21 protein-coding genes are annotated in these 24,191 nt (G+C 65.4%); 11 read left to right on the top strand and 10 right to left on the bottom strand.

All coding sequences use genetic code 11. The features are described 5' to 3' along the window. Positions 1-105: 105 nt before the first annotated feature. Complete coding sequence (locus tag ABD243_RS17635) at positions 106-546, bottom strand: VOC family protein (protein ID WP_344367672.1); 441 nt, start codon at positions 544-546, stop codon at positions 106-108. Positions 547-763: 217 nt separating this feature from the next. On the opposite strand from ABD243_RS17635, the gene ABD243_RS17630 reads away from it, so the two are divergent. Further along, a complete protein-coding gene (locus ABD243_RS17630; protein WP_344367671.1) occupies positions 764-2,833 on the top strand; it encodes a S9 family peptidase in 2,070 nt (689 codons plus the stop codon). On the opposite strand, the gene ABD243_RS17625 is transcribed toward ABD243_RS17630, so the two are convergent. The 5 genes from ABD243_RS17625 to ABD243_RS17605 all read right to left on the bottom strand — a co-directional run bounded on the left by ABD243_RS17625 (position 2,830) and on the right by ABD243_RS17605 (position 7,789). Next, a complete protein-coding gene (locus ABD243_RS17625; RefSeq protein ID WP_344367670.1) occupies positions 2,830-3,501 on the bottom strand; it encodes a peptide deformylase in 672 nt (223 codons plus the stop codon). The two genes, ABD243_RS17630 and ABD243_RS17625, sit on opposite strands and share 4 nt — an antisense overlap. Before the next feature lie 9 nt (positions 3,502-3,510). Next, positions 3,511-4,536: a hypothetical protein gene (locus ABD243_RS17620; protein WP_344367669.1), complete on the bottom strand. Its 1,026-nt coding sequence runs from the start codon at positions 4,534-4,536 to the stop codon at positions 3,511-3,513. A 55-nt stretch (positions 4,537-4,591) separates the two neighbouring features. Continuing rightward, entirely contained in the window at positions 4,592-5,770 is a 1,179-nt protein-coding gene (locus ABD243_RS17615; protein ID WP_344367667.1) for an FAD-dependent oxidoreductase, read from the bottom strand. Continuing rightward, on the bottom strand, positions 5,763-6,440 hold the full coding sequence (locus ABD243_RS17610; RefSeq protein WP_237563307.1) for a class I SAM-dependent methyltransferase: 678 nt from the start codon (positions 6,438-6,440) through the stop codon (positions 5,763-5,765). Before ABD243_RS17610 ends, ABD243_RS17615 begins: the two co-directional genes overlap by 8 nt. Positions 6,441-6,538: 98 nt before the next feature. Beyond that, complete coding sequence (locus ABD243_RS17605; protein WP_344367665.1) at positions 6,539-7,789, bottom strand: type III polyketide synthase; 1,251 nt, start codon at positions 7,787-7,789, stop codon at positions 6,539-6,541. A 114-nt stretch (positions 7,790-7,903) separates the two neighbouring features. Between ABD243_RS17605 and ABD243_RS17600 the strand changes: the two genes are divergently transcribed. The 3 genes from ABD243_RS17600 (at position 7,904) to ABD243_RS17590 (ending at position 11,306) form a co-directional block, all read left to right on the top strand. Then, complete coding sequence (locus ABD243_RS17600) at positions 7,904-8,377, top strand: helix-turn-helix transcriptional regulator (protein ID WP_344368078.1); 474 nt, start codon at positions 7,904-7,906, stop codon at positions 8,375-8,377. Next, on the top strand, positions 8,374-8,793 hold the full coding sequence (locus ABD243_RS17595) for a VOC family protein (protein WP_344367664.1): 420 nt from the start codon (positions 8,374-8,376) through the stop codon (positions 8,791-8,793). The genes ABD243_RS17600 and ABD243_RS17595 overlap by 4 nt, the downstream gene beginning before the upstream one ends. Positions 8,794-8,912: 119 nt before the next feature. Beyond that, positions 8,913-11,306, top strand: coding sequence for an ATP-binding cassette domain-containing protein (locus ABD243_RS17590; protein WP_344367663.1), 2,394 nt, complete (start codon positions 8,913-8,915; stop codon positions 11,304-11,306). 69 nt (positions 11,307-11,375) lie between these two features. Here ABD243_RS17590 and ABD243_RS17585 read toward each other — a convergent pair whose 3' ends face one another. Then, positions 11,376-12,473 (bottom strand): ATP-binding protein, encoded by a 1,098-nt coding sequence (locus ABD243_RS17585; protein WP_344367662.1) that lies wholly within the window; start codon positions 12,471-12,473, stop codon positions 11,376-11,378. A gap of 612 nt (positions 12,474-13,085) precedes the next feature. On the opposite strand from ABD243_RS17585, the gene ABD243_RS17580 reads away from it, so the two are divergent. From ABD243_RS17580 to ABD243_RS17565, 4 genes are all read left to right on the top strand, one after another. Next, positions 13,086-14,192: a tyrosine-type recombinase/integrase gene (locus tag ABD243_RS17580; RefSeq protein ID WP_344367661.1), complete on the top strand. Its 1,107-nt coding sequence runs from the start codon at positions 13,086-13,088 to the stop codon at positions 14,190-14,192. Continuing rightward, positions 14,189-14,527 carry a helix-turn-helix domain-containing protein gene (locus tag ABD243_RS17575; RefSeq protein WP_344367660.1) on the top strand — a complete coding sequence of 113 codons (339 nt, stop codon included), beginning with the start codon at positions 14,189-14,191 and terminating at the stop codon, positions 14,525-14,527. The genes ABD243_RS17580 and ABD243_RS17575 overlap by 4 nt, the downstream gene beginning before the upstream one ends. Next, on the top strand, positions 14,517-16,034 hold the full coding sequence (locus tag ABD243_RS17570) for a recombinase XerD (protein WP_344367659.1): 1,518 nt from the start codon (positions 14,517-14,519) through the stop codon (positions 16,032-16,034). The genes ABD243_RS17575 and ABD243_RS17570 overlap by 11 nt, the downstream gene beginning before the upstream one ends. 126 nt (positions 16,035-16,160) lie before the next feature. After that, the gene (locus ABD243_RS17565; protein WP_344367657.1) at positions 16,161-16,556 is read left to right on the top strand and encodes a hypothetical protein; all 396 of its coding nucleotides are present in this window, start codon (positions 16,161-16,163) and stop codon (positions 16,554-16,556) included. Between the two features lie 1,078 nt (positions 16,557-17,634). On the opposite strand, the gene ABD243_RS17560 is transcribed toward ABD243_RS17565, so the two are convergent. From ABD243_RS17560 to ABD243_RS17550, 3 genes are all read right to left on the bottom strand, one after another. Beyond that, positions 17,635-17,937 carry a DUF4193 domain-containing protein gene (locus ABD243_RS17560; protein WP_091256143.1) on the bottom strand — a complete coding sequence of 101 codons (303 nt, stop codon included), beginning with the start codon at positions 17,935-17,937 and terminating at the stop codon, positions 17,635-17,637. 239 nt (positions 17,938-18,176) lie between these two features. After that, positions 18,177-20,582: a phosphoenolpyruvate synthase gene (gene ppsA, locus ABD243_RS17555; RefSeq protein ID WP_344367654.1), complete on the bottom strand. Its 2,406-nt coding sequence runs from the start codon at positions 20,580-20,582 to the stop codon at positions 18,177-18,179. A 151-nt stretch (positions 20,583-20,733) separates the two neighbouring features. After that, positions 20,734-21,552 (bottom strand): pyruvate, water dikinase regulatory protein, encoded by an 819-nt coding sequence (locus ABD243_RS17550; RefSeq protein ID WP_116765659.1) that lies wholly within the window; start codon positions 21,550-21,552, stop codon positions 20,734-20,736. 131 nt (positions 21,553-21,683) lie between these two features. Here ABD243_RS17550 and ABD243_RS17545 point away from each other — a divergent pair, with 131 nt between their 5' ends. The 3 genes from ABD243_RS17545 (at position 21,684) to ABD243_RS17535 (ending at position 23,439) form a co-directional block, all read left to right on the top strand. Next, positions 21,684-22,022 carry a hypothetical protein gene (locus ABD243_RS17545; RefSeq protein WP_091256138.1) on the top strand — a complete coding sequence of 113 codons (339 nt, stop codon included), beginning with the start codon at positions 21,684-21,686 and terminating at the stop codon, positions 22,020-22,022. A gap of 188 nt (positions 22,023-22,210) precedes the next feature. Further along, a complete protein-coding gene (locus ABD243_RS17540) occupies positions 22,211-22,603 on the top strand; it encodes a hypothetical protein (RefSeq protein WP_344367653.1) in 393 nt (130 codons plus the stop codon). A 569-nt stretch (positions 22,604-23,172) separates the two neighbouring features. Beyond that, entirely contained in the window at positions 23,173-23,439 is a 267-nt protein-coding gene (locus ABD243_RS17535) for a GlsB/YeaQ/YmgE family stress response membrane protein (RefSeq protein WP_091256129.1), read from the top strand. Positions 23,440-24,191: the final 752 nt, after the last annotated feature.

The raw sequence follows: 24,191 nt of genomic DNA, 5'->3' as shown, positions 1-24,191 counted from the left end.
GATGCCGGGGGCGCTTCGCGGAATCGCCCCTGCGGAATCGCCCCTACGGAATCAGCCTCGGGGGATCGGGGGTGGGCCGGAGGCATCGCCGCTGGGACCGCCGTGTCAGCTGCTCCGCTCAGCCAAGGCCACGATGATTCCCTCCGGACCCCGCACGTAGGCCATGCGCCAGACGTCCTCATACTGGCCGATGCCACCGACCAGACCGTACCCCTCCCCGGCCAGCCGACCGACGTGCGCCTGGAGATCATCGACCTCGAAGGCAACACTGCGCAGCCCGAGTTCGTTGGCCATGGCGGCGGGCGATCCCGGCTCGGGGTCGGGCCGGACGAAGCTGGAAAGCTCCACCCCTGTACCTCCGTCAGGCGTTCGCAACATAACGATCTCTGTACGGGAATCAGGGATCGCTATGACCGTGTCGATGAACTCGCCCTCCACGAACGTCCGGCCCTCAATCTCGAGACCGAGTCCAACGAAGAACGCTGTCACCTTGTCGAGGTCCCGGACCGTGACGCCGACGTGGTCGAACCGCATGATGCGCGACATGAGCAAAGCCTCCAAGTGTTCGTTCCAAGCCGCCCAAGACCGAGCCTACGGTGAAATCACGGCGCGAGGAACACTCTCGAAATAGGAGCTGATCGAAGGGATAAGACATGCCGTCGGTATCGGCGGGAATCGACAAAGGACATGTCCCCAGTCCGCGCCGCACCGGACCGGCGTGAGGTATTTCACAGTCTGCGTACCTCGCGTTAGGCTCGCAAGCGTGAAATCCGAACATCTACCGCTGCTCAATTCCGTTTCCACCCCCGCCGTGCATCCGGACGGCTCACGTGCCGTGGTGTCCGTGATCCGCCCGGACTTCGATGCCGACACCTACGTGGGCCAGTTGTGGACCGTCCCGCTGGGCTCGGACCACCCTGGTCAGGTCCCCCTCGATCCGGACCGGCGGCCCCGCCGCCTGACCCGCGGTTTCCGTGACACGGCGCCGGATTTTTCCCCGGACGGCCGGGCCCTTGCGTTCCTGCGGGCGGCCGCGGGCGGGAAGCCGCAGCTCCACGTCGTGGAAGCGGCCGGCGGCGAACCCCAGCAACTCACCGCAGCACCGCTGGGTGTCAGCTCGTTTGCGTGGTCGCCCGATTCCGGGAGCATCGTCTTCAGTGCCAGGACCCCGGAGGAGGGCCGGTACGGCAGCGTCGACGGTGTCGGTGCCGGCAGCGAGGACGCCCGGCTCATCACCGACTTCAAGTACCGGATGAACGGCCTAGGCTACACCGCCGACAAGCCGCTGCAACTGTTCCTCGTGGACGTGCCGCAGCTTGACGCTGCACCGAAGGTCGCCCCGGCCGGACGCGCATTGAAGGCCCTCGGCGCCGCGGCCGATCCGCATGAGCCCGCCGCCAGCCTGTTGCCGGCCGCCCGGCAACTCACCAGCGGGGCAGCCGATCACGACGGTGCAAGCTTCAGTGCCGACGGCGGCACGATCTTCTTCACCGCGGCCCTCCACGAAGGGAGCGACACCGACCTCGTCAGCGGCATCTACTCGATCCCCGCCGCCGGAGGGGAGCCGGAGGCCATCCGGCCGGCCGATGCCGGGCGGCAGAGCATCAGTGCCGTCCGCCAGTCCGCCGATGGCCAGTGGATCTTCTTCCTGGCCCAGGACATGGGACCCTCAGGCCACGACTTTGTCGCCAGGAACACCGCCCTGTTTGCCATGCCGGCCACAGGCGGCCACGCCACTGCGCTCAGCGATGTGGAGACCTTTGACCTGTCCGGCGGCAGCCGGATCGAACTGCGCGGCGCCGCGGGCGCCCTGGTGCTGAACAACGCGCGGGGAACCGTGGAACTGCACGAGTTCCTCGTCGACGGCGGCCACACCGTGCTCCTGGACGGCAACCGGGTAGTCACCGGCGCCGTGGACGGCGGAGGCTCCCTGGTGGTGAGCTTCAGCGACTCCACCACGGCCGGCGACGTTGCCGTGCTCGACGGCGGGCAGCTGCGGCGGCTGACGGACTTCTCCGCGGCGCTGCGGAGCGTTGCGGACATCGGCGAGCCGCAGGAACTCACGATGCCCTCGACCGACGGCTACCCGGTCCATGGCTGGCTCGTGAAACCTGCAGGCCCCGGCCCGCACCCGGTGCTGCTGACCATTCACGGCGGCCCGTTTGCCCAGTTCAGCGTGGCCTTGTTCGACGAAGCGCAGGTCTATGCCGGGGCCGGCTACGCCGTGCTCATGTGCAACCCGCGGGGCTCGGCCGGCTACGGGCAGGCCCACGGACGGTCCATCAAGGAGCGGATGGGCACCGTGGACATGCAGGACGTTTTGGCCTTCCTGGACGGGGCCGTGGAGAAGTTCGACGAACTGGACGCTGCCAACGTCGGCATCATGGGCGGATCCTATGGCGGCTACCTGACGGCCTGGACCATCAGCCACGACCACCGCTTCCGGGCGGCCATCGTGGAACGCGGCTTCCTGGATCCGGTGAGCTTCACCGGGTCCTCGGACATCGGCTGGTTCTTCGGCGGTGAATACACGGGCCGTACGGCGGAGCAGATGGCCGCCCAGAGTCCCATGGCGCGAGTGCACAACGTGCGGACGCCGTCGCTGGTGATCCACAGCGAGGATGACCTCCGCTGCCCCGTGGAGCAGGGCCAGCGCTACTTCACGGCCCTCAAGCAGCAGGGGGTTGAGACCGGATTCCTGGTCTTCCCGGGCGAGAACCACGAGCTATCGCGCTCCGGCACCCCGCACCACCGCAAGCAGCGCTTCGACGAAATCCTCAAGTGGTGGGCCCGCTACCTGCCGTCCGGGAAGAATCCGGCACCGCAGCCCTAGTCCTCCGCCGGGTCCGGCAGGAAACCGAGTTCCTGCCGGGCCCGGCTGATGTCCGGCTGGGCCCAGCGGGCGGAGTATTCAGCGTTGTTGCTGATGGAGCGCAGCTCGGCCCGGTCGAGGTACAGGATGCCGTGAAGGTGGTCGGTTTCGTGCTGGACAATCCGGGCCTGCCAGCCAGTGAACGTCCGCTGCAGCTGTGTGCCGTCCGGTGTTGTGAAGTCCAGCTGGACCGACTCCGGCCGCAGCACGGCAGCCTGCAGGCCGCCGACGGAGAGGCACCCCTCATAGAACGCCACGGACGTGCTGCCAACGGACTGATAACGCGGGTTCAGCATGGCAAAGAACGGCAGCGGTTCCCGTCCGCGGACGGCAGCCACCTCGGGATCGACGGCAAACTGGTCCTCAAGGACGGCGATCTGCAGGGGGATCCCGAGTTGGGGTGCTGCCAGGCCAACGCCCGGTGCCTTGTGCATCACGCTGCGCATGAGGTCGATGAGGTGACCGAGTTCGGCGTCGGTCACCTGGCCTTCGAACGGCGCGGCCACGTGCCGGAGGACTGGATGCCCGGCCTGGACGATCGGCGGCAGGATGCCCGCGCTCAGGAGCTCCTGGACGGTCTCCTGGATCCGGGCGGCGCTGTAGTCGGTGGGCCTGGCGTCAATGGACATGCCCTCAGACTACTGGCGGCCGCAGGCAGTTGTAACAAAATCGTAGATCTGTCCCCGAAGTTTGTCGCCGGCAGCGATCTTTAGGACGCCCTCCCGGCCCGCCACCGTGATGCGCAGCGGCAGGAGCGTGCCCACTTTGTCTTCGGCCACGGCGTGGGGATCGCAGCGGGCTGGCCGGATTCCAAGCCGCAGTTCCGCAACCGCCCCGCCGGCGCGAACCGTGACCGCCCGCGGCCACGGGGCAACCGGCGACTCCGCCAGCAGGGTGGTTTCGTCAATTCGGTCTATCACCAACTCACCGGCGCCCGCTCCGCCGGTGCCCCCTGCCTTGGCGGCGGCCGGTGTAACGAGCAGACGCACGACGGCGGTCCGCCCGTCCGCGGCGACCTCAAGGTCCGGAGCCAGTGCGAAAGCCGCCACCGCTGCGGCTTCGCGGGTCAGGCACATCTCAGCGTTGTTACGCGCCAGGACCCCGAAGGGATCTTCAGCCGTGGTTGGGCCGGTGGCCGGGTCTGTTGCAGCGGCTGCTGGCGGCGCCAGCCGGAGGGTCACCTGCGCTGATCCGGTGGTTCGGGTGGTCCCGCCGGTTTCGTCCCCGGGCACCCCGCGGGATGCGCCAGTGCTGTTACATTCCGGCGCGGATAACGGTGCCGGCAGACTCTTCGTCTGGCCGGGCGGCAGCACGATACCGCCGGCGGTCGCCGGCCAGGCGATCGGGGCCGCGAAGAGCGGCGTGCTCAGTTCAGCACCGAGGACCGTCAGAGGAGCGACCGTGGTGTTCGTGAGTTGGATTTCGATGATCTGATTGCTGTAGTTGTCGCGAAACTGGTTGAGTTCAACGGTCACCGGCCCGGCGGAGGTGGCTGTCGCTGCGGCTGTTGGAGCGGAGGGCGTGCCGGCGGACCCGCCACCGGTGTCCGTGCTGCAGGACGCTGCGGCACCCAGTACGGCCACGGCGGACGCTGCGCTGCACAGTGTGCGGAACACTGTGCGGAACACTGTGCGGCGCCGCCGCGGCACCGAAAGGCCCTCCATGTGCACAGTCTATTCCGCGCCACGGTCACCCATTGGCCGGGCGGCCACGGGAGCTTCAATGCATGGTGAACCGGCGCGCGATCAACGAATTCATCGCCGGGACCGCGGCCACGCCGCCGATGGCCCGATTCCGCGCTGCCAAGAGGCCGTCCGCGAGGGGCCGGCCCAGGGCCATGTTGATTTCCGCCCGGCGGGCGGCCTTGGCGGCTGCCCTCAGGCGGGCGAGTTCAAAAGTCCGCAGACGGTCCGCCACATCGTGACCGCGCGCCGCTGCCGTCATGATCGGCGCCAGGTCCGCGGCATCCAGCCAGCCCAGGTTCATGCCCTGCCCGCCGATGGGGCTCACCTCGTGGGCCGCATCCCCGATCATCACCACCCGGCCGGCTGCCATTCGGCGCACCAGGCGCGTGCGGACACCAAAGCTGCTGAGCATGCTGTTGGTCCCGGCATCGATCTCGAATCCCGTCCGGTCCCGCACACACTGCATCAGCCACCGGGCATCGCCGTCACGATCGCCGGCGGCCGGGTCGCGGGCAGCGAGTTCACGGCCAATGAAGTCTCCGGGGCCCAGCCGGACCACCCAGCGGCGCAGACGACCGGGCAGGGGAAACGACTCCACGATTCCCGCACCGGCCAGGAACAAAGCCGCGTCGGGACCAAAGCCGGTCCCGTCCGCGAAGTCGCCCATGAGGTAGCTGTCCGGATGGTCCTTGGTGCGCAGGGCGATGCCCTGCACGGACCGCACGGTGGATCGCACGCCGTCGGCGGCGATGACCAGCGGCGCCGTGTATCGGAGGGCGCCCCCCGGGGATGCGGCTTCCACCGTGACCCGGACGCCGTCGTCAGACAACCCGGTGACACGGACGGTGCGGTGCACAGCGCCGCCGTCGAGCTCGTTGACCCGCTGTTCCAGCAGCGCCTCGGTACGGCCTTGCGGCAGGGACAGCACGAACGGGAAGCGGTCCGAGACTCCGGCGAAGGACATCGTGGCGACCGTCCTTCCGCGGGCCAGGGCGATGCCGCGGCGGATTTGGACGCCCTCGGCAACCAAGGTTTCCCCGACTCCTGCGCGGGAGAGGGCCTCGAGGGCCGGCGGATGGATGCCGATGGCCCGCGAATGGGGTTCCGGCGCGCTCCGTTGCTCCAGCACCTGCACCTCCACCCCCTCCTGGAGCAGCAGGGCGGCCATGAAAAGTCCCACCGGGCCGCCGCCGATGATCAGCACATCAGCCACCGGCGGGTGGTCCTTCCGGGTGGCCGGCGTCGGCGGTGTCCAGCAAAAGGAGGTTGCGGAAGGGGGCGTGGCGGGCAACCGTCCAGCCCGGGGGAGCGGCGGCGGTCAGTTCCGCTGCGGTGAAGCTTCGCCGGATCGAGGTCAGCCCGTCCTGCCGGATGTAGGAGCCGGTGAACACCCAAGAGGCTGCACCGAAGAGCGCGTAGGCGGCGGGGCTGCGGCGGATGTCGTTGTGGATCACCGTGCCGCGGGACAGCCTGGCGGATTCGGCCAGGAATCCCGGCAGTCCGTCCAGGTGGTGCAGTACATGGTTGGACACCACGAAGTCATAGCGGCGGCCTTCTGCGACAAGCTCCGCGGCGGCCGCCTGGCGGAAGGTGATACCCGCAGACGCGTGCCGGTCCGTGGCGAACAGGCTGGCCCGCGGATCCGGGTCAATGGCCGTGATGTCCAGCCGCAGCCCGTCCCGGCCGGCCCAACGCGACAGCAGGACCGGAACATCGCCCCCGCCGCAACCGATGTCCAGCAGGGTCATCGGGGTGTCCGGGGTCAGCCGCGGCCGCACACGGCGCCGATAGATGCCGCGCCACCCGGCGACCGCGCGGTTGACGAGCGCGAACTGGGCATAGGTGCGCTCCAGTCGGCCGGGATCGCAGCCGGGCAGGTCCATTTCCTCGACGGCGTCGGACGCGCGGTCCCGCAGAAGGACCGAACGGAGTCGGTCCGTCGTGAATAGCCGCACGTTGGAGGGTTTCAGCGTGGCCGCTTTCAGGCCCGCACCGAGACCGGGCGCGCCGGGTCTGCGCCGGCGGTCTCGGCGTCGGGAGTTTCCGCGGCTGCGGCGGCCCGCCGCACCGGAAGTCGGGTGAAGAGCGCTGTTTCCACGGTCAGGCCCGGGCCGAAGGCCATGGAGCAGATCCGTTCCGCACCCGGATTGACTGCAGGAACGTCTTTCCCGTCCCGGTCCTCGCCGGCGGCCGGCAGGTCAAGGATGTGCTTGATGACGAACAGGACGGTGGCACTGCTCATGTTGCCGAAGTTTCGCAATGTTTCCCGGGCGGGGACAAGTTGTTCATCGCTGAGCTCCAGCCGGGACTGAACCTTGTCCAGGATGCTCCGGCCGCCGGGATGGATGGCCCAGTGCTGGATGTCGCCGTAGCGGAGTCCGTGCAGCGAGCCGTCCCGTGACAGGAGAGGTTCGAGGGCGCCGATAATGTGGTCGTCGATGATGTGCGGGACATAGTTCCCCAGAACCATCTCGAAGCCTTCGTCGCCGATGTTCCAGGCCATGGATTCCTCCCCGACCGGCGTCAGGACGGTTTCGAAGTGGTCCAGCTGCAGCAGGGCAGGCTCACCGGGGATATCCCGGGCGGTGACGACTGCCGCAGCGGCGCCGTCGGCAAACAGTGCCGACCCCATGATGGTGTCGGGGTCGTTGGAGGTCCGGACGTGGAGCGAGCACAGTTCGGCGCAGACCACCAGGACCACAGCCTCGGGATCTGCCTCGCAAAAGGACTTCGCCGCCCGCAGCGCCGGGAAGGCGGCGTAGCAGCCCATGAAGCCCAGGTGGTACCGCTGAACGGCCGGGTTCAGGCCCAGGGCGCGGACGATCTTGTAGTCCGGCCCGGGATTGAAAAATCCGGTACAGGAAACAGTGATCAGGTGGGTTACGTCCAGCACATCGACCCCGGGACAGGCATCCAGGGCTTTTTGGGCGGCTTCAATGAAGAGCTTGGTGGCTTCCGTGGCGAAGATGTCGTTCCGGACCTTGGTGCTGGGGCTGAGCAGCAGGCCCGTGGCAGGGTCGAAGAATTGCGGATCTTGCGCCCGGCTGTCGGTGGTGAGCTCTTTGACGGCCGTATGCCGGGTGTCGATGGCTGCGGAGTCAAAACAGGTGTTGACGAGCCGGGATCCGAGCCGCGTCAGGCCCGGCTGGGCGGCGAACACGGCCCTGGCCTCGGGCTGGACCAGAATGGTTGGCGGGACTGCAGTTTCCAAAGACCTCAGGTAGACCGTCATGGTTCATTCTCAGTGAGCCCGGCGTCAAAGACAATGCATGGGACGGAGATTCGGGGGCGCCGGCGGCGCTGGACAAGTCCGGCGGAGCGTAGCACGATCACAGATGTGACCAGCATGCCCGCCCCGGATCCGCAGCAAAGTGATCCACAGCCACGAGACGAGCAACGCCTCCGCGATCTCGCGCGGCTGCGCCGCGTCCGCGACCGGATGGACAGGGAGTACGCGCAGCCGCTAAACGTCGAGGCCCTTGCCCGCGGCGTGCACATGTCCGCCGGGCACCTCAGCCGCGAGTTCCGTCTGGCCTACGGTGAGTCCCCGTACAGCTACCTGATGACGCGCCGGATCGAGCGCGCCATGGCACTGCTGCGCCGCGGCGACCTCAGCGTCACTGAGGTCTGCTTCGCCGTCGGCTGCTCCTCGCTGGGCACCTTCAGCAGCCGCTTCACCGAGCTGGTCGGGGTGCCTCCCAGCGTCTTTCGGCGGGAGGCAACGCGCACGACGGCGGGCATGCCGTCCTGCGTGGCGAAACAGGTCACCCGACCGGTCAGGAATCGAGAAGCGCGGGCCCCCGAGCCGCAGCTAGCATGAACGCCATGGACATCACCATTCTCTCGACTTTCCTCCCACACACCGATCCGGACGCCTCTCTGGCCTTCTACCGCGACACCCTCGGTTTCGAGGTCCGCAACGACGTCGGCTATGGTGGGATGCGCTGGATTACGGTCGGCCCCGCCGGGCAACCGGGCACGTCAATCGTGCTGGAACCGCCGGCCGCGGACCCCGGCATCACCGACGACGAGCGCGGCACCATCGCCGAGATGATGGCCAAAGGCACCTACGCCCGGGTCCTCCTGGCCACGACCGACGTCGACGGCACGTTCGAGCGGCTGCAGGCCAGAGGCGCCGAGGTCGTCCAGGAGCCCACCGACCAACCCTATGGGGTTCGTGACTGTGCCTTCCGCGATCCCGCGGGCAACCTGATCCGCATCCAGGAACCGCGCTGAGCCCTCCGCGGACCAGCCCATGAAACAGGACCGGTGCCGCCTCCCGATGCTGGTTAGATAGAGCACAGCGACGCCGACAGAGACCGCGAAGGCGGTCCCGTAGAACAGATGGAGACACCATGAGCATGGCCACGGGGACGGACACGGAGGCGCCCGCGCAGCAGATTGCCGATACCCACGACATGATCCGTGTGCAGGGCGCCCGCGAGAACAACCTCAAGGATGTCAGTATCGAGATCCCGAAGCGCCGCCTGACGGTGTTCACCGGCGTCTCCGGCTCGGGTAAGAGCTCCCTGGTGTTCGGCACGATCGCCGCGGAGTCGCAGCGGATGATCAACGAGACCTACAGTGCCTTCGTGCAGGGCTTCATGCCGACGCTGCAACGGCCCGATGTCGACCTCCTGGAAGGCCTGACGACGGCGATCATCGTCGACCAGGAACGGATGGGCGCCAACCCGCGCTCCACCGTGGGCACCGCCACCGACGCCAACGCCATGCTCCGGATCCTCTTCAGCCGACTCGGGCAGCCGCACGTCGGTTCGCCAACCGCGTTCTCCTTCAACGTCCCGACGCGCAAGGCGAGCGGGGTGATGACCACCGAGAAGGGCGGCAGGGTCGAGAGGAACGTGGTGCGCGACGTGGTGTACCAGGGCGGCATGTGTCCGCGCTGCGAGGGCATGGGCGCGGTGACCGACTTCGACCTCACGGCGCTGTACGACGACACCAAGTCACTCAGTGAAGGTGCGCTCACGATCCCCGGTTACAGCATGGACGGCTGGTACGGCCGCATTTTCAGCGGTTCCGGATTCTTCGACATGAACAAGCCGATCAGCAAGTTCACCAAGAAGCAACTGGACGACCTCCTCTACAAGGAGCCGACCAAGATCAAGGTCGAGGGCATCAACCTCACGTACGAGGGGCTGATCCCGAAGATCCAGAAGTCGATGCTATCCAAGGACGTCGACGCGCTGCAGCCGCACGTGCGCGCGTTCGTGGAACGGGCGATCACGTTCACGACCTGCCCCGCATGCGGCGGCACCCGGCTCAGCCAGGAGGCGTTGTCCTCGAAGATCAAGGGGAAGAACATCGCTGAGGCCTGCGCCATGCAGATCAGCGACCTCGCCGACTGGGCCCGCGGCCTTGACGAACCCTCCGTGGCCCCGCTGCTCGCCGGACTCCAGCACATCCTCGACTCGTTCGCGGGGATCGGCTTGGGCTATCTCTCCCTTGACCGGCCGGCGGGCACCCTGTCCGGGGGAGAGGCACAGCGGACCAAGATGATCCGCCATCTTGGCTCCTCGCTGACCGACGTCACCTACGTCTTTGACGAGCCGTCGATCGGCCTGCATCCCCATGACATCGAACGGATGAACAGGCTGCTGCTCCAACTTCGCGACAAGGGCAACACCGTGCTCGTCGTGGAGCACAAGCCGGAGATGATCGCGATCGCCGACCACGTCGTCGACCTCGGCCCCGGCGCCGGCACCGGGGGCGGCAGCGTATGTTTCGAGGGCACGGTAGAGGGCCTGCGGGGGAGCGGGACCATCACCGGGCGTCACATCGACGACCGGGCCAGCCTCAAGGACTTGGTGCGTTCGTCGTCGGGCACGCTGGAGATCCGCGGCGCGTCCATGCACAACCTCAAGGATGTGGACGTCGACATTCCGCTCGGGGTGCTCTGCGCCGTCACTGGCGTCGCCGGCTCCGGGAAGAGTTCGTTGATCCACGGCTCAATCGACGGCCGCGAGGGCGTAGTGGTGGTCGACCAGAGCGCGATCCGCGGCTCAAGGCGGAGCAACCCGGCGACGTACACCGGGCTGCTGGACCCGATCCGCAAGGCGTTCGCGAAGGTCAACGGGGTGAAACCGGCGCTCTTCAGCTCCAACTCCGAGGGCGCCTGCCCCGCGTGCAACGGCGCCGGCGTCATCTACACCGACCTGGGAGTCATGGCCACGGTCGAATCCGTTTGCGAGGAGTGCGACGGGAAGCGATTCCTGGCGTCAGTGCTGGAGTACAGGCTGGGCGGCCGGAACATCGCCGAAGTCCTCGGGATGTCGGTGGCCGAGGCCTTGGACTTCTTCGACGACGGCGAGGCCAAAACACCCGCCGCGCACAAGATCCTGGGCCGGCTCGCCGACGTCGGCCTCGGCTACCTGACCCTCGGCCAGCCACTCACCACGCTGTCCGGCGGGGAACGGCAGCGGCTCAAGCTCGCCACCCAGATGGCCGAAAAGGGCGACGTCTACGTCCTCGACGAGCCGACCACCGGCCTGCACCTGGCCGACGTCGAGCAACTGCTTGGTCTTTTGGACCGCCTCGTGGATTCGGGCAAATCGGTCATCGTCATCGAGCATCACCAGGCGGTCATGGCGCACGCCGACTGGATCATCGACCTTGGCCCCGGCGCCGGCCACGACGGCGGCAGACTGGTCTTTGAGGGAACACCCGCTGACCTCGTCGCCGGACGTTCCACACTCACCGGCCAGCACCTCGCGGCTTACGTCGGCGCCTGAACACGGCGGCGGCTTGCCGGCTTGTCCGGAGCCGGCAAGCACCGCATCCGCGGGCTGTCCCCGAAGGGCCTAGTCACTGGTTTGTGCCCTGAGATGTTGGCGCAGGCCGGGGATGGCGAAGCCGACTTTTCCGTGGCCGGCGGCTTCAATGAGGCCCGCTGCCAGCAGTCTTGAGCGGTAGTTCGCGACAAGATTTGTCCTGGCTCCGATGCGCCGTCCGATGTCCCCGGCCACAGAGGGTCCGTCGTCTTCTGCCATGGCGTGCAGGAAGTCGAGGTCTTTGGGGGAGACGGTGGCGAGCGCGGCTTCGATCACGGTACGGGCGTTGCGCCGGTGTGCCGCCGCGATACCGCGTTCGACTGACTCGGGAGTGAGTGTTCCCTGGTTGATCTCCGCTTCCCTCCAGAGGAAGTATCCGACCAGTTGGATGAGGAACGGATACCCTCCCGTGGCTTCTGCCGCACGGCGGACCAGGGCGGGGGAGACCTCGAAGGACGCTTCGGCGAAGGTGTGGGCGAACGACTCTTCCACTTCCCGCACGGCGGCAGCGTGAAGGTCAATCTTGTCGGCCCGGCGGAGGAAAGTGGCGACCCCTTCGTTGAGCAGGTCCGACACTGCGGCCGGCAGTCCGGCGAAGACCAAACCAATGGGGAGACGGTCCTGGGTGAAGTGCTGGACACTGGCGGCCAGCTGGGCCAGTTCGCCGCGGTCGGCGGCATGAATCTCGTCTACCGTGATGACCAGGCCGGTGCCGTGCTTGTCAAGAAGCGTCAGGAGGTCCTGGCCCAGGGTCCGCCACGCTACCTGGCGTTCGGGCGGGAGCTGCGTAGTGATGCTGAAACCTGCGGCGGCCACCGCAGTGATGCGCCGGACCACCGGGCCAGTGCCGAGCTCTTCGGCGAGCTGGCGCATGGATTCGCCAATGCGACCCATGAAACCTGCGGTGGCGGTCTCGGAAATCACGGCCCAGCCGTGTTCGCGGGCGACATCGTGGGCGGCGCCGATCATCACAGTCTTGCCGATTCCCCGGGCGCCGGTGAAGATCGTCAGGAGGCCGGGGGCGCCGGAGCCCAGGCGCAGCCCATACTCGAACTCATCCAGCACACCGGCCCTGCCGAGGATTTCCGGCGGTGTGGCACCTGCCGAGGGTCGAAACGGGTTTTCCATCGGCGGGCTCCTATGAGTTCCTGTGTGTCTTGTGAGTTTGGTTGAACGCTATGAGCATATGTGAGTTTTGTGAGTTCTCGCGTGACGTGACGTTTGGGCGTCCATAACCTGGCTGGAATGGATCCAGGTTGCCGGCGGGCTTGTTCGTCACGTCCAGCTCGCTCGCCGGTTTCCGAGGTCGATCTCAGCCGCCGGAACGCCGCCGATTCTGATTGTCGCGGCAGGCGCCGATACTTGGGCGATGCAGCTCAAGCGCCGAACTCTGAGACGCAGCTCTGATAGCACCGACACGCACAGGGTCGGGCTCCGCTAAGCCACTTCCGGCTGATTACTCAACGCCGATAATCAACATTATGTAAAGTAGTACTCTGCGTATCTCATCAGATGAATCATTCAGGCCCTCTCCCGCGGAGTTCCGCGCCACGCGTTAGAGGCGCCTTGCGCCGCGGCGTTCAGCGGTTTTCTTCGACTCCAATCGATGTTCCCAGCCGTGACTGGGCAGGCTGGTTCGTGCGTCGAATGACAAAAAGTGCGCCTCTGACCTGCGGATTTGCTGAGATGATGCATTTAATGAAACATTGATTCAGATTTTGGATCAGGTTGGGAGGCGGAATGGCAGTCGATGGATCAGGACGGGTTCACCTTCTTGGCTCCGTTCAGCTGCTTCATCCCGAACAGCAGACCTTTGATCAGATGCTCGATGGCTGGCGGAACCAGCAGCTGTCTCGCAATCTGAAGTTCGACACTGTTTATCAGCGCATCCGGTACGTTCGCAGGTTCGTGGACCATGTGAATGAGTTTCCCTGGCACTGGACCCCGGCCCAGGTCGAGGAGTATTTCGGGGATCTGCGCTCGATCCGGCACTTGAGCCACTCGACGCTTCGGGCCCATCAGTCTGCGCTGCGGCACTTCGCGTCCTATGTCGCCAACCCTGACTATGGCTGGGACCGGGTCTGCGAACAGCGCTTTGGTACTCATCCGGCCCAGGTCTTCTATGAGTGGAACACTTCCAGCCATGTGCAGGAATTCGAAGGCAGGCCATCCAAACGCCCCTTCACCAGGGAGGAGCTCCAGATGCTCTTCGACCACGCCGACGACGAGGTCGAACTCATCGAGGCGTCGGGCAAGAAGGGCTGGCAGGCGGCCTACCGCGACGCCGTGATGCTCAAGATGGCGTACTCTTTTGGGCTCCGGTTCAATGAGCTGCGGCACCTGCAGACCGTCGACTTCGCAACCAACCCGCACGCGCGTAAGTTCGGAAAGTTCGGTGTCTGCAAGGTCAGGTTCGGCAAGTCCCGCAAGGCATCACCGCCCAAGCCCCGCAGCGTCCTGACGGTCTTCGACTGGACCGCCGGCGTCCTCGAGGATTGGCTCGCCAACGGCCGCGGAACCCTTCACAGCCTCGACCTCTTCCCCAGCGAACGCGGCGGCCTCATCGTCGAGTCCACCCTCCTGCGCCGGCTCCGGCGGTATCTGAATGAGCTGGGGATGCCTTCGGACGGACTGGACCTGCATTCCCTCCGGCGCTCCTACGCAACCCACCTGTTGGAGGCCGGATGGGATCCTAGATTCGTGCAATACCAAATGGGCCACGAGTACGCCTCCACCACAGGCATCTACCAATTCGTCAGCGACGACTTCCGCAGCACCACACTGAGGACGTCCCTGGACCGCACGATGGACCAGGCACTCGGCAAACAATCCGGAGGTCAGCGATGAAGCGCCAGGTCGAATACACGTGGCGGCTGTCCGAGCTGATGGCAGCACGCGGCCTTCACAACACCACCGACCTCATCCCCCTGCTCGCCGAGCGCGGAATCATCCTGTCCCGGCCCCAGGTCTACCGAATCGTCAACCAGAAGCCCGAACGGGTCGCCCTGCAGGTCATCGCGGCGATCTGCGACATCTTCTCCTGCGGCCCCGAAGACCTCATCACCGTCACCGCCGCCGACGTCCGGGCACGCAAGACCGGAACCGCCAACTCCCCCAACGTCGTGGATCTCAACCGCGCCGTCCGCCCGCGCCGGGCCCGCATCATCGACGATGACCACTGACCGCCCGGAAGGACTCGTCCCGCGTAACACCGTCCGCGGACGCCCACCCACAACTGGCTCCGTCCAGTGCGACCGCTGCGGCCGCAACGCAGGCAAGACCAGGGCGAGCTGGCCGGAAGGCAGGATCTGCGGCCCCTGTTTCACCGTCGCGACCCGCACCCACGGCACCTGCCCCGACTGCGGCCGCCACAGGCTACTCCCCGGCCCGCCCGCACGCGATGGAGGACCGCGGTGTGCTCCGTGCGCCGGTATCCTCCACGACTTCCACTGCGCCCGCTGCAACCAGGAAGGTGAGTTCTACCGCCGCGGCATCTGCGCCCGCTGCGCGCTCAGGGATGACCTCACGGCCCTGCTGCTCACGAATACGGCAGATCCGACAACCGCAAACCGCCTGATCGATGTCCTCTGCCAGGCCGATCGACCGGAAAGCATCATCACCTGGAAACGCTCCGCCAAGGTCCAGGAGCTCCTGACCTCCGTCTCGAGCGGACAGACTCCCCTGACCCATGAAGGCCTCGACAGCCACCGCGATACGGCGGGACGGGCAGCCGACCATCTCCGGGCGCTGCTTGCCCATCACGGGCTCCTCCCCTATCAAGACCCCTACCTGAACCGCTTCGAAGCCTGGATCGACGACAAGCTGCGCCCCCTGCCCGCCGACGTCGCTAAACCCGTCGAGCACTTCGCCAAATGGCACCACCTCCGACGCATCCGGGCCATGGCAACGCCGGACAAAACGGCCCGCGGCCCGGTGCACGCAGCCAAACAGGAGATCACCGAAACCATCAAGTTCCTCGACTGGCTCTGGCAGACCCACCACCGCACCGCCTCCACCTGCACCCAGCAGGACGCGGACACCTGGCTCACGACAGGACCCACCACCAGGAAAGCCATCCGGACCTTCTTCGTCTTTGCCAGAAAGACGGGCACGAACACGCGGGTCGAAATAGGCCATTACAAGGCCGAAGGCCGGCCTGCCCTCCCGCAGGAACAACGCCTTGCCTGGCTACGGGAACTACTCACCGGCACCAGCGAGTCCCTGCCCTACAGAGTCGCCGGAACATTACTGCTCCTCTATGCCCAACCCCTGGTTCGGGTGGCCGCGCTCCGCACTGACGCAATAAACGTCAACGACACCACGGGCACGATCAAGATCTCCTTTGGCACGCATCCAGTGCCTGTCCCACAGCCGTTCGCGGAACTCCTCAGCCAGCATCTCCGGACCCGCCCCAACCTCAGAACAGGAGCAGGCGCCGGAAGCCCGTGGCTCTTCCCCGGAATTCGGGCAGGCCAGCACCTCCACCCGAACACGATCATGCTTCGACTTCGCGGCCTCGGAATCGAACTGCTCGGCGCACGAAACACGGCCTTGGACGAGCACCTCTCCGTAACCCCGCCACCACTGGTCGCCGACGCACTCGGCTACAGCTACCAGGTCGCATTCTTCCACGCCGACAACGCAGGAGAAGCTTGGACCCGATACGTCGACCGGCGAACTGAACCCTGACGAGTTCGACTTCGTCAGGAAAGCGACGTTCCCTCGGACCGCTCCTTGCGCCGGTTCGCAGCGGCCCGAGCGACTCGGCTTACCCTTCAGTGATCCCTATTCCGGCAAAGGCCTAGACTGACCCCAATGGGGGACACCGATGACGGGATCTTTGACGCAGCACTGAGGTGTGAGTTTACGGGCGGAGCCTACTGCAACTACAAGGTCAAGGCTGGCCCGCCGTGGATTCGTCTGACAGTGACTCCGCAACACTTGGAGTTCCGTGGCCGCGGACTGCTGCGCATCCTCCGCCTTGGCCCGTGGACAGTGCCGCGCGAGCAGGTCAAGAAGGTTTTCGCCAAGCAGCGGCGGAACCTGTTCCCGCCCATAGCCTGGAACATTGAGATCGTCACCACGGACCCGAGTGAGTGGTGGACGTTCTGGTCGCCGGAACGCCCCGAACCGATCCTCCTCACAATGGAAGAATGCGGTTACCCCGTGGATTGGACTCCGCATAATTGGGCAGGGATCCCAACCGATTGATGGCCGGCTTCACCGGCACCACAGCCGTCAAACACAGAGCAGAGCGCCGCTAAAGAACTCCAAGTTGGGCCGTCGGCACACCGAAAAGGGCAAGAACGGCACCGCGCAAAGCCCGGCGAAGGGGACATGAAAGCAACGCGCTCTTGATGACCGGCAAAGTCACAGATGAGACGCGGTCAAGCTCGACCCAACCCGGGCTGCTTCTGCTAAATACGCCCGAACCTGATACGCAGAGGTGCCAGTAGAATCGTGATTATTGCACCTGATGCAATATCGCCCCTCCTCCGCAAACCTTTCCGGCGCGCATCACCTCGACCCCAATACCCTGCTCTGGCCTGCGGGAATACTGCGTTCGTGGGCCCACTGGAATCGGGGTTGGAGCGTTGGCGTAAAACCAGCGTGACCGTCCGTGCATTGCGTGAGACGTGCTCCTGACCCGGGGGTTGGCATGAATTTTGCATTAGTTGCATGGATCATTCCTCAACTGCAATGTGACGGAGGGTTCACGGCGGTTGATTCTGCGCTAGGAGTGTTGGGTGGCTAAGTTCGGCCCCGGACGGCGGCTGGGAACGGCTCTGTGAAGTGTTTTTCCGAACGCATCCTGTCCAGGTCTGCTTTGACTGGAACACCGCGGGGTTCTCCCCCAAGCCTGCAGTGTCCTGAGCGTGTTCAACGGGCCGGGAGAAATCGCCGCCGACTGGTTCGAGCGCGGTCAGGAGCACATGAACGACGGGCTGGATCTCTTTCCCTCCGAACGCGACACACTTGTGTCCGAATCCGCTTTTAACCGGCGGTTCAACCCTACGGCGAAGCTCTGGGCCTCTCCCCCGGCCTGGACAAACCCAATGTGCGTTGCGCTGCGGGATTCAAGGGTTTGTGATTTCTCAACGGCGCGGATCCAGGTCTTGTTCGGTACGTCCTCTGCGAACCATTCATAGGCCAGGCTAAGTGCGGTCAATCCGTCTCCAGCATTTACCGACGCCACCATGAGCGGCCCGGTCCCCCGCAGCCCTTGAGGTAGCTACTCTAATCAATTTCGGCCTTGCGGCTGCTTCCAGGCGTCGGGACGTGATCCGTCTTATCCTTCGCACTCAATGCAGTACGAGTGGCCGTCCTTTTCGCGAGCGAGCTGGGACCGGTGCCGGACCAGGAAGCAGGAATAGCAGGTGAACTCATCCTGCGCCTGGGGAATCACCTGAACGATCAGCTCCTCGGCGACAAACTCGCCGCCCGGAGTCATCGCTTCATCCAGTGCGTCGGCCTCGTCCAACTCACGTGCAACGCTGCGGGCATCCGGTGCGTTGGCGGACTGCAACGCCTCAAGGGACCGGTCCTGGGATTCCTTGACGTCGGAACGTACTTCGTCGTAATCAGTTGCCACTGGGGTCATTCTCTTCTCTGACGTTCTTACCTGACGGAACTGCAACGTATATCACGGCTCCGTTGTTCCCCAGTCGAGAGGACCGGTTGGCCGGCCGCGGGAAATGTGTCGCGAGCCGACGGCGCATCGTCGTGCGTGTCCCGCCAGGCGGTCGGTGCGGCCGCAGCAGCACGGTCTGAAATAGATAGACCGTGCTGCCCGGCGGGTGTGCCGCCTGCCGCTCCCTCGGCGTCGTGCCGTCAGTTCGCCTCGGCGCCGACTCCTGCCTCGACGGCCCCGCCGGCGAGCCTGAGCCAGGTATCCACCACGGTATCGGGGTTCAAGGAGACGGAATCGATGCCTTCCGCCACCAGCCACTCAGCGAAGTCCATGTGGTCACTGGGACCCTGGCCGCAGATGCCCACATATTTGCCGCGCGCCTTGCAGGCCTTGATGGCCATGCTCAGGAGCTTCTTGACGGCAGGGTCGCGTTCGTCGAAGCCGCCCGAGACAATCGCGGAATCCCGGTCCAGGCCCAGGGCCAGCTGGGTCATGTCATTGGAACCGATGGAGAATCCGTCGAAGTAGTCCAGGAACTCGTCGGCGAGCAGCGCGTTGGACGGAATCTCACACATCATGATCACCTCGAGGCCGTTCTCACCGCGGGTGAGGCCGTTCTCCGCCAGCAGGTCAATGACGCCGCGGGCCTCGTCCAGGGTCCGCACGAACGGGATCATCAGTTTGACGTTGGTCAGCCCCATCTCGTTGCGGACAAAGGACAGGGCCTCGCACTCGAGGTCGAAGCAGTCCCGGAAGGACGGCTCCAGGTACCGTGAGGCGCCGCGGAAGCCGAGCATCGGGTTCTCTTCGTGCGGCTCGTAGGCGGGACCGCCAATCAGGTTGGCGTACTCGTTGGACTTGAAGTCGGACATGCGCACGATCACGGGTTCCGGCGCGAAAGCCGCCGCGATGGTGGCCACGCCTTCGGCCAGGCGCTTGATGTAGTACTCGCGCGGGCTGTCGTACGCGGCGATCCGCTCGCGGATTTCCGCGGCGACGTCGGCCGGCTGCTCGGCCAGGTTAAGCAGTGCCTTCGGGTGGATGCCGATCTGTCGGTTGATGATGAATTCGAGCCGGGCCAGTCCCACTCCGTGGTTGGGCAGCTGCGCGAAGGTGAACGCCTGTTCCGGGGTGCCGACGTTCATCATGACCTTGATGGGAGCCTCGGGCAGCTGGGTGATCTCGGTTTCCTCGACGCTGAAGTCCAGAAGCCCTTCGTAAATAACACCGGTCTCACCGTCGGCGCAAGAGACGGTCACTTCGAGGCCGTCGGACAGGGCTTCTGTGGCGTCCCCGGTGCCGACGACGGCGGGAATCCCCAGTTCCCGGGCGATGATGGCCGCGTGGCACGTGCGGCCGCCGCGGTTGGTCACGATGGCAGAGGCGCGCTTCATGATCGGTTCCCAGTCCGGGTCGGTCATGTCGGCGACGAGGACATCGCCGGTCTTAAAAGCGGCCATCTGGTCGATCGCGGTGAGGATGCGGACGCTGCCGGCGCCGATGCGCTGGCCGATGGCACGGCCCTCGACCAGCACCCGGCTGGTTCCGTTGAGGCGGAAACGGCTCAGGCTTCCGGAGGCCCGGCGGGACTGCACGGTCTCCGGGCGGGCCTGCAGGATGTACAGGCCGCCGTCGATCCCGTCCTTGCCCCATTCGATGTCCATCGGGCGGCCGTAGTGGTTTTCGATGGCGACAGCGTGCCGGGCGAGCTGTTCGACGTCGGCGTCGCTGAGGCTGAAGCGGTTCCGCAATGACGCCTCAACCGGCACGAAGTCGATGGTGCGGCCGATTTCGCGGCTGGTGGTGTAGGTCATCTGGAGGGCCTTCTCGCCCAGTCCTCGTTTGAGGATGGCGGGGCGTCCGGCCTGCAGCGCGGGCTTGTAGACGTAGAACTCGTCGGGGTTGACCGCGCCTTGAACGACGGCCTCGCCGAGACCGTAGGAGGACGTGACGAACACGGCGTCCTGGAACCCGGACTCCGTGTCCATAGTGAACATGACGCCGGAGGCGCCGACGTCGGAGCGCACCATGCGCTGGATGCCGGCCGAGAGCGCCACCTCAGCGTGCTCGAATTTGTGGTGCACGCGGTAGGCGATCGCCCGGTCGTTGTAGAGGGACGCGAACACATCCTTGATGGCGAGCAGGATGTTCTCGATCCCGCGGACGTTCAGGAACGTTTCCTGCTGCCCGGCGAAGGAGGCATCGGGAAGGTCTTCCGCGGTGGCGCTGGAACGGACTGCCCAGGACAGGTCCTCCGAGCCGCCGTGCTTGTCCACCAGTTGCTGGTAGGCGTTCCGGATCTGCGCTTCGAAGTCCGGCAGGAAGGGCGTCTCGCGCATCAGGGCACGGATCTCCTGCCCGGCGGAGGCCAGGGCCGTCACATCGTCAGTGTCCAGGCCGACCAGCCTGTCGGCAATCTTCTGGTCCAGGCCGGAATCTGCCAGGAAGTTGCGGTAGGCATCCGCTGTCGTGGCGAAGCCGTCGGGGACCTGAACCCCGGCCGAGGTCAGGTTCTGCACCATTTCGCCGAGGGAAGCGTTCTTTCCGCCCACCCGGTCCAGGTCCTTGAGTCCGAGTTCTGAAAACCACAGGATGTCTGTCGTCATAATTACTGCTCCTTTGCAGAAGATGGCATGCAGGTGCACCGCCCCGCTCGCGGCGATGGCCGGTTGATGGGCGCAAGTCCTGTCCACACTGACAGGTCTGAGGCTCTCTTTCCATATGACGTCCGCCACACAGGGTTTGTGAAACTTTTCCCTAATGCTTGAGGTTCATCCGCTGCAGAATGGTGGCCGCCATTTCCTCCACGGAGACCGTGGCTGAATTCAGGTACGGAATCCTATGGGAGACGTATAACTGCTCGGCGCTGCGCAGCTCGAACCCGCACTGCCGCAGCGAAGCGTACGATGAGCCGCGGCGCCGTTCCGTGCGGATCTGGCTCAGGCGCAGGGGGTTGGAGGAGAGACCGAAACATTTCTCCACAAAAGGCCTCAGCGGCTTGGGGAGCCCTTCGCGTTGGAAGTCTTCATCCACCAGCGGGAAGTTCGCGGCGAAGATGCCGTGTTGCAGCGCCAGGTACATGGTGGTGGGCGTTTTGCCGCATCGTGACGGGGCCACCAGGATGACCTGGGCCTTTTCGAGCGCACGCAGGCTCTGGCCGTCGTCGTGTTCCATGGCGTATTCGACGGCGGCCATCCGGGATTGATACCGCTCCGCATTGCCCAGGCCATGCGCCCTGCCGGGTTCGCCGCTGGCCGGCGAACCGAGGGCCCGCTCCAGCTGTCCGACATGCGTACCGATCAGGTCCACGATGATCCCGTTGCACGTCGCCAGGACCTGCCGGATGTCGCTGCTGACCGCGGTGGAAAAGACGATCGGTTGGAGGCCGGAGACGGCCAGGCTGTCGATCGTGCCGACCACGGTCTTGGCCTGCTCTACGGTCGTGATGAAAGGGACCGTGATGCGGTCAAAGTTATTCGCGGGGAACTGGGTGAGCAGGGTGTTACCGAGGGTTTCTGCGGTGATGCCGGTGCTATCCGAAAGGAAGTAGACAGGCCGAAGATCGTCTTTGGTCATGAACGCATTCTCCACCAGAGCGGACCTGGTCCGGTATCGGGCAGCCGGCGGGGTCCTTTCCGGCCTCTGGGTCCAGACGTAGACTGCTCGCGTACGAGTCGCCAATGCCACCAACTGTCGGGGAGATGGACATGAGCTATGCAGGAACCGGGAACGAGAAGGCCGTCGCGGCAAGCGACCTGAGCCGGGCGCATGTCGGGCTGACCGTGAGCTTCCAGCCGGACGAATTTACCGTGGTCTTCGGCCGGATCGGCGCCATTGCGCGCAAGGAAGGCAGCGTGACCATCGCACTGGAAGGCGTGGACGGCACGGGTGGCCTGCCGTCCCATTACAGCTTGTCTCCCGCCCAACAGGTCTACGTCCAGCCGGACATGCTCACTAACACGGAGTCGACCATCAAGGATTTGTTCGGCAAGGTGCAGGAGAACCTGCGGAGCCACAAGGGTGATCAGCGGCCCGACGCCGTCTAGGACACTTCCCGGCGTACGCAGGCTGAAAATGGCCTTCTTACTTTGACGACGTAGCCCGACTACCCCAGCACAGGGCCGCGGAGTGCCTCTCCCCCGCGGTGACCGCTCCCTATAACTCCGAGGCGGCCCTCGCTAAACTTAAATTGCGCCGCAGAAGACGCAAAGTTCGCTTCGGGAAAGGCACGATCATGACCGACAACAGCGGCTTCGAGAACAGCCCGGATGAAGCGGGAACGAAGAAGAAGCCCGAAGAGCCAGACCTGCGGGGCCGTTACGTGGAAGGCAACTATGGCAAAGCCGGCGCGCAACCCGGCCGCCACGCGGAGGACGAGGAAGGCCAATATACCGAAGGGGATTACGGCGCGGCCGGCAGCGAGGGCGGCCTGCCCGAGCCTCTGGGCGACAAAGCCACGGAATCGGGACGGTATGTGGAGGCCGACTATGGCGACGCCGGGACTATTCGCGGCCGCACGGCAGAATCTGAAATAGGCCGATATTCAGAGGGCGACTACGGCGCGGACGGCACCGTAGATGCCACCCGTAAACCCGGTGAGGATTCCGGCCCACATACCCAGAAGTAGTCCAGCGGCCCGAGCATCGACTACCCCGGTCGGCGAACACCGCCGTCCGCGTTCAGAGCTGACTCCCGCCTGGGGCACCTGTATTGAGCACCCATTGACCCGGTACACCCCCGGACCCGGAAAGATACGGCTCAGAAGGCCCCGCATGACAATCAAGCTCAACACTGCGGCGCTGCGTCACGCCAAGCGCCTGTGGACCGCGTGTCGCCGCGGTCGTTACAAACAGGAAGACAGTGGATTTATTCTCGAACAGGGCAACTGCGCCACGCGTCCGACGGCCGATCGAATCGCCAATCTCGCACGGGTTCCCCTCGCTCCCCCGTGGACCACAGGCGCCCGCGACTGTGCTGGTAGAAGGCCCGGATGAAGCAGGTGGCCCAGCGGGCCCTCCATGTGGCGCAATCAGGTTTTCGCCTAAACAACGGCGAACACGAAGGGCGGAGCCGGACTGACGAGTCGAAAAACTTCGTCATTCGCCGTTCACCCGGTATTGCGAACTACTAAGCATGCTGATCGAATCATGCTTACGGCCGCATTCCACGGCCAGTCCACGGAAAGGAAGTACAGTCATGGGGATTCTCGCTTTTCTCATTCTCGGGCTTATTGCAGGGGCCATCGCCAAGGCACTGCTTCCCGGCCGGCAGGGAGGCGGCTGGGTAGTCACGCTCGTGCTGGGCGTCGTGGGCGCGATCCTCGGCGGCTGGATCGGATCGTTGATTTTCGGAGGAGGTCTCGGGAACTTCTTCGACCTGCGGACCTGGCTCCTCTCCATTCTGGGCGCCGTCATTGTGCTGCTCATCTTCGGCGCAGTAGCCGGTCGCAGAAGCAGGGCATAGGGGCCGCCAGGCCGTCCAGGCGCTAGAATTGTGTTGACCCTCCAGTCCCCCCAGCTTGGAGAGTCGGGAGCCTCCGCGCTTGAGTCCTTGACTCGCGCGGAGGCTTTCCTATTGGACCGATGCCGCGTGAGCGTGCGCCGCCGCCGGGAAATCGCACCCGCCGCGCCGGTCCCGGCATGGCCTCCATCCGATTTTCCGTCCAGCAGCGGTTGACGCGTAGGATTTTTCCTAAATAAAAGGGTGCTGTGCCTGTCAGAACGAAAGCCTCGCCAGCCGACCTGCTCTTTGCTGCACTGGCCAACCCGACCAGGCGGGACATTCCTTTTCTCCTGCCTGGTGGCCCTCGAACTGCCGGCGAAATTGCGAGCAGTTCGATATGGACCGGCCCAGCTCGATTGTTGGAGAAGCGCAGCGCCCGGACACCAGCTCTCAAACGATTCTTGGTTATTGGGTCAGCACCCGCGTCGAGGACAGGCCATGCCGCTATTTTTGTCGGAGGGTCCTGAGATGCTGTGGGTGTGGAGAGCAGAGCAGCCTCGAGTGTGGATTGCGGCGCGGACGCCAACGCGGCGGTGGAGGCCGTTGCGGCGTCTGTGGCTGTGCTGGCTGGCCTGATGGGTGCCGGCGCCGACCGGTCTGATCCGCCCGGCACCGATGCCATCCGGGACGCTAGTCGGCTCCGGGATACCGGTGGCCCGTGTGGTGGTGATCCGTTGCGGGATTTGGCGGATGGGTTGTTGGACGGGTTGGCT

Origin of the sequence: Arthrobacter humicola (genome assembly GCF_039531445.1) — a bacterium.
In the GTDB taxonomy this organism is placed as follows: domain Bacteria; phylum Actinomycetota; class Actinomycetes; order Actinomycetales; family Micrococcaceae; genus Arthrobacter; species Arthrobacter humicola.
The sequence above is the reverse complement of the archived record's forward strand: the minus strand, read 5'-3'. Positions and strand labels throughout refer to the sequence as shown.